Raw genomic sequence first — 6,362 nt, 5'->3', positions numbered from 1 at the left:
CCCAGCTTATATGGTGGGGCATGGCCCCACCCTACGGTTTTTGCGACACGGAGAGTGTTTGTAAGCGTGCTTCAGGGTTAATGGGGCAGGGCGCACCCTAAGCAAATGCGTACGGTAGGGTGGGGCCATGCCCCACCAAGAGGGGTTGGAAGCAGACAAATAGCGGATGATCACTCAAGATTTTGAATGAAAATTTCTGCAACTTATTACTATTTCCCAGCTTATATGGTGGGGCATGGCCCCACCCTACGAATTTTGCGACAGCGTCTGTTAAGGAAGAGTGCTTATGGGCTTATGGGCTTATGGGCTTATGGGCTTATGGGCTTTTGGGCACCATCAGGCTTGCTTGAAAGGTGGTATTTCTAATTTGAATGAACAGCCTCTGCACGTTCAATCCATGACCATATCAAGGTTTAGACACTCTAGCTGAGTATGGAGGGTAGTCGGTGAATTTTTACCTGCCTATGGGGAGAGCTGAAGATTAAAGTTAAGCGTTAACTTCATTTGAACTGATCTGCTGTTTATTTTCATGCTCAGGTACAAGCTGATTGAGCAGATATCGTAGTCGTTCACTATCGATCGAGTCACTCGCTTCGGTCATCTCGTGCATGATCTGTGACAGCCACTCCCAGTCGACCTGACGATGATGTGCCAGCAACACTTTTTTATGACCGGTTTTCTCAAGCTGCTCTTTCTCATGAAACAGCTCTTCATAGAGTTTCTCGCCTGGCCTTAAGCCGATATATTCTATCTCTATATCACTGCCCAGCGTACGTCCGGAGAGATGAATCATCTGTTCGGCCAGATAGCTGATTTTAATCGGCTCACCCATATCGAGTACAAAGATCTCACCCCCTTCTCCCATCACCACCGTCTGCATGATCAACTGGCAGGCCTCGGGTATGGTCATGAAATAGCGTTCCATACGGGGATCGGTAACGGTAACCGGCCCGCCATCCTCGATCTGTTTGCGAAACAGGGGAATGACACTACCCGCCGAGCCAAGTACGTTGCCAAAGCGGACAGTGATAAAACGAGTAGTGGAGTGAGCGTTGAGATTCTGACAAAAGATCTCGGCGGCGCGTTTACTGGCGCCCATCACATTTGCCGGATTGACCGCTTTATCGGTAGAGACAAGGACGAATACACCACAACCGTGGCGGTCTGCCGACTGGGCAACTGTTCTGGTGCCGAGTACATTGTTTCGTACCGCCTGGCGGATACGATTTTCAAGCATTGGAACATGCTTGTAAGCAGCCGCGTGGAAGACAACTTCCGGGCGATGCTGATCGAACAGGCGATCGACATAGGTCTGGTCAGTGACATCTCCCAGATGGCACTCCAGGGTCAGTTGCGGAAACGCCTTCAGCAGCTCCATCTCAATGGAGTAGAGATTGAATTCACTGTTCTCCAGCAATACCAGTTTGGCAGGTTTCAGATTCGCCAGCTGCCTACAGAGTTCCGAACCGATGGATCCGCCTGCACCGGTAACCAGAATGGTCTTGTCGGCAAGAGTGGTACCAATGGCTTGCCAATCGAGAGAGATCGGATTCCGACCTAGAAGATCCTCAATTGAGACGTGCCGCAGGTGGTTGATCTGAACATTGCCCGACATAAGATCATTCAGTTGTGGCACCGAGCGGAAGGGCACGCCTGAGGCTTCACAGTACTCCACTACCCGGCGCATCTGGCTGGAGGATGCAGAGGGAATGGCGAGCATGATGACATCGATGCCGAACTCTTCACAGAGTTCAGGAATGTCCTCACTGGTACCGGCTACGGGTAATCCGTGAATCTCCCGTCCCTGACGCCGCTGTTTGTCATCGATGAAAGCGACTGGGCGAAAATCACCTCTGCGATTGCGTAAAATATCCCTGGCCAGCATCTCACCAGCTTTACCTGATCCGACAATCAGTACCCGCTTTCCTGGTGCGAGATCCAGGTGTCTGTCTTTGAGCAGGCGGTAGATCAGACGGGGACCACTTAAAAACATCACCAGCAGAATCGCGTAAATCACAGGAACAGATCGAGGAACGCCACCAGCGCGGGTGAATACAAACAGTAACGCTACACCGACCACGGTACCGACCAGTACCGCTTTGAGAATGCGCATGATGTCCGGCAGTGAAGCGAAGCGCCAGATCCCACGATAGAGACCAAACAGTAGAAAGGCCGCGAGTTGCACCGGCAGGATAAACAATAAGGCCTGCAACGCGTCTGCATAAAAGGAGACCGGCACCACCTCCAGGTTGTAGCGAAACCAGAACGCCAGGAACCAGGCAAAGGGCACCATCAGCACGTCATGGGCCAGGGCTACCCCCTGGGAACGTAAATGACGCGGTAAGATCTGTTTGCTCATGCAAGCACTCCTGGGCCCCTCATTTGCTGTTGGCTGGATGAATAGCCGGCCATTCTAACCCATTCCACCCCCAGGTAGGATGGGCAAGGGAATAAACTGACGTACCCACCAGGATTTGCTGCGATTGAATCAGCCGTTTTGTCTACTATCGCTCTCAATGGTGGGTGTTATAAAAGCAAGTTGCGTATATTCGAAAATAGATTTTGAGTACAAAAGACCGCATCTCCTCGCACGTTTCTGGCCTTCCGGTCTTTCCGAACATGACAGCGGACTCGAAGTGGAGTGGCAACGCAAAGCTCCGGATTGAATTCGAGCGTAGGGTGCGGCCCTGCCGCACCATGCCCAACTATTAACCCGGCGACTAAGTATGTCGTCTTCAGGGTTTCAAGCCTGCCCTTGATCAAGACGCGGCTCGCGCTCCGCAGGAAGTGACCTTGGGGTGCAGGTCATGGTTGTTCCCTTGTCAAGAGCCACAACACCTAGCAAGGGCAGGCTTGAAACCCCTAACAATATGATTTTTAAAAGAGAGGCCGAAGTGTACCTGCCTGCAGACTGCGTTATCTAAACTTGCTGTAGGCAGGCACACTTCGGCTGAAGACAACATACTTAGTCGCCGGGTTAATAAAACCACCTGATGAGTCGGTTTAGAGAAACTGCTGGGAATGAACAAACTATCTGGGATTTTTGGAGAATTCTCACCCTGATGGTGCGGCAGGGCAGCACCCTACGATTCAACATGGCTTTTTAGTGGGACCATACGACTTTTGCGACACCCACCACAGGGAACGGATAGTGTTATCAGGCCCTGATAGAGCGCTAAACTATATTCTGCTAAAGCAGTCGCTGTAGGTTATCATTAAGCGTTTGCAGAGTGGGTTACCCAAACCCGACCCACGGAACCAACAGACAGAGTAGAAATGCCTCAACCTGGAATCAGTCAGAGTAAAGATTTAGTCCCTGCTGGTGTGTTTGCGCATCTCAAGGAATTTGGCCGTCTGACTGCCCAGGATATCTCCAAAGCCGAGAATTTTGCCAAAGAGACCGGTGAGAGCGAAGCCGAGACCCTGGTGCATCTGGGTTTGATCTCTGAGACAGAACTGGTGCAGACAATGTCAGACCATTATGGCTTGGCTGCGGTGACAGACAGTGCTGAGTATCCAGACGAACCGGTGCACGACCAGCCCATTACCTTTCGGTTTCTGAAAGAGATGAAAGCGATGCCATTGGCGCTGCAGGATGAGAGGCTGGTGGTTGCTGTTGCCGATCCAGGACAGAGCTGCATCGCAAGCGCTCTGGGTTTGGTGATGGGCGGCCCTGTGAGCCTCAAAGTAGGGCGGCTATCTGAGATCGAGTCCGCCCTGGAGCGGGTCTATGGTGCTGGTCGCAGTGCCATGGGGGAGATTGTCGACGATCTGGACGATGAGCAGGAGCTGGAAGAGAGTATCGAGCACTTGAAGGATCTGGCCAGTGAAGCGCCAATCATTCGCCTGGTGAACCACATTCTGCAACGGGCCGTCGAGGCCGATGCTTCAGATATCCATATCGAGCCATTTGAAGATACGCTGATGGTGCGCTATCGCATCGACGGCATTCTGTCTGAGGCAGAGTCCCCTCCTGCACACTCCACAGCGGCGATCATCTCCAGAATCAAGATTATGGCAAAGCTCAATATCGCCGAGCAGCGAGTGCCACAGGATGGTCGGATTTCACTCAAGATCCAGGGCAATGAACTTGAGTTGCGTGTCTCCACCGTACCCACACTCTATGGTGAAAGCCTGGTCATCCGGCTACTCAACAAAAAGAGTATAAGTTTCGAGTTTGACAGCCTGGGATTCGGCGACACTTCCCTGACCCGACTGCAGCAATCTCTGCAACAGCCGAATGGCATCATCCTGGTGACCGGCCCAACCGGTAGCGGCAAGAGCACCACCCTCTACACCGCCCTCAGTCAGCTCAACCGGCCGGGGGTAAAAATTATCACCGTTGAAGATCCGGTGGAGTACAAACTGGAGGGGATCAATCAGATCCAGGTGAAACCCCAGGTGGGTATGGATTTCGCCAATGCTTTGCGTGCCATCGTGCGCCAGGATCCGGATATCATCATGGTGGGTGAGATGCGTGATGCTGAAACGGTGCGAATTGCTGTGCAGGCTGCCCTGACCGGCCATCTGGTGCTGTCCACACTGCATACCAATGATGCAGCAGGTACAGTCAGCCGTCTGTTGGATATGGGGGTCGAACCCTATCTGCTCGCCTCCACAGTGAATGCCATTGTTGCTCAGCGACTGGCGAGGCGACTCTGCCCCTCATGCAAGCAGTCATACACTGCCGATGAGACCCTCAGTCGTCGGTTTATTCAGGCAGGTCTGGTGTCAGAACAGGAGCCAGTCACCCTCTATCGACCCCAGGGCTGTGAAGATTGCGCACACACCGGCTACAGCGGACGAATGAATATCGCCGAAGTACTGCTGATCAGCGAATCGGTTCGTCATCTTGTAACTCAGCGTGCCACCGCTACTACCATTCAACAACAGGGTATGAAAGAGGGCATGGATACCATGTATCGTGATGGACTTGCGAAAGTGTTGCGGGGGTTGACCTCCTATGAAGAGTTGATGCGGGTCAGTGAAGAAGATGCCTAATCCTTGTGTAGTGTCCCATAGCAGACGATTTTCCCAACAGGTTTTGGAAAGGCCCTAGGATATGGCGCTATTCAGCTATCGAGCCAGTAATGCTTCCGGGGAGACTCTGCAAGGTGAAATGGAGGCAGAAGACAGCCGTCAGGTGATCATTGAGCTTCAGCGGGAACAACTGGTCCCACTGCAGGTGAAACGGGTTACGGGCCTTCGTGGACTACTGGGCTACCGAAGTGGTGGTAAGAAAAAAGTCGGCCGCAAACAGATTCTTGCCTTTGCCAAAGAGTTGGCAACCCTGCTCAAAGCGGGTATGCCCCTGGAGGGTGCATTGTCATTGATGGCGAGGTTGAACAGTGATGAGAGCATGAGCGCCTTAATCGATGATCTGAATGATGCGATAAAAGGTGGCGCAACCTTTTCCCGGGCACTGGAAAAGCAGCGGGATATATTTCCAAGACTGTTTGTAAGCATGATCAAAGCGGGAGAGGCTGGCGGCATGTTGAGTGAGGCGCTGGAGCGCATCACAGACTACATGGAGCGATCCCAGGCACTACGCGAGAGTGTGCGTTCGGCACTCATCTATCCCACCATACTACTGGTGGTTGCAACGATCTCTGTGATGGTGCTGCTTGTATTCGTGGTTCCCCAGTTCAGTCAGATGTTTGAGGATATGGGCAGGGAACTCCCTGTGGCCACTCAGATCATACTTTCAGCAGGAGACTTTCTGACCAACTATTGGTGGCTGTTGCTTACAACGATCTTTCTCGGCATTGCCCTGTTTCGCATCTGGATTGAGAAGGGAGATCACCAATACCGCTGGGATCGTTGGTTGCTGAGCCTGCCTCTGTTGGGAGACCTGCTACTGAAAGTTGAAACAGCCCGTCTGTCGAGAACCATGGCCTCTTTGCTACATAATGGCTTGACCCTGCTGAACGCAGTAAAGCTCTCGCAGGAGGTTTTGAACAATAGCTATATTGCTCAGGGTATCGAGCAGGCGGCACAGCAGCTGAAGCAGGGAAGAGGCTTGTCGGCACCATTGATCGAACAGAAGCTGCTGCCTGAGCTGGCAATACGAATGCTGCAGGTTGGCGAGGAGTCCGGCGAAATCGATGCCATGTTGGCTGATGTAGCCGATGTCTATGATCGAGAAGTGCGAGAGTCAGTACAGCGTATGCTTACCCTGGTGGAGCCGATTCTGATTGTTGGATTGGGGTTGGTTGTTGCTGGTATTATCATCTCCATTCTACTGGCCATGCTGAGTGTCAACGATCTGGCTTTCTGAACTATGTAAATGGCTGATGATTTGAATACCCGCTGGTTCAGAGTGTAGGGTGGGGCCTGCCCCACCAATCATGGCGGAAAAACAG

Annotated in this window: 3 protein-coding genes; 2 read left to right on the top strand and 1 reads right to left on the bottom strand. The window is 52.4% G+C overall.

Annotated elements, in window-relative coordinates; all coding sequences use genetic code 11:
- Nucleotides 1–487 precede the first annotated feature (487 nt).
- The gene (locus tag AC4IE7_RS05395; protein ID WP_490775788.1) at nucleotides 488–2,359 is read right to left on the bottom strand and encodes a polysaccharide biosynthesis protein; all 1,872 of its coding nucleotides are present in this window, start codon (nucleotides 2,357–2,359) and stop codon (nucleotides 488–490) included.
- Between the two features lie 917 nt (nucleotides 2,360–3,276).
- Here AC4IE7_RS05395 and gspE point away from each other — a divergent pair.
- Entirely contained in the window at nucleotides 3,277–5,001 is a 1,725-nt protein-coding gene (gene gspE, locus AC4IE7_RS05390) for a type II secretion system ATPase GspE (protein WP_490775787.1), read from the top strand.
- Between the two features lie 61 nt (nucleotides 5,002–5,062).
- Entirely contained in the window at nucleotides 5,063–6,277 is a 1,215-nt protein-coding gene (locus AC4IE7_RS05385; RefSeq protein WP_490775786.1) for a type II secretion system F family protein, read from the top strand.
- The last annotated feature ends 85 nt before the right edge of the window (nucleotides 6,278–6,362 follow it).

Source organism: Candidatus Thiodiazotropha sp. AKAK3, from assembly GCF_058244645.1.
Note: the sequence above shows the minus strand (reverse complement) of the source record. Positions and strands in the feature narration are given on the sequence as shown.

Bases quoted from the DNA above. Each gene is read 5' to 3' on its own strand.
- AC4IE7_RS05395 (WP_490775788.1), bottom strand. From the start codon at position 2,359: ATGAGCAAACAGATCTTACCGCGTCATTTACGTTCCCAGGGGGTAGCC.
- gspE (WP_490775787.1), top strand. From the start codon at position 3,277: ATGCCTCAACCTGGAATCAGTCAGAGTAAAGATTTAGTCCCTGCTGGT.
- AC4IE7_RS05385 (WP_490775786.1), top strand. From the start codon at position 5,063: ATGGCGCTATTCAGCTATCGAGCCAGTAATGCTTCCGGGGAGACTCTG.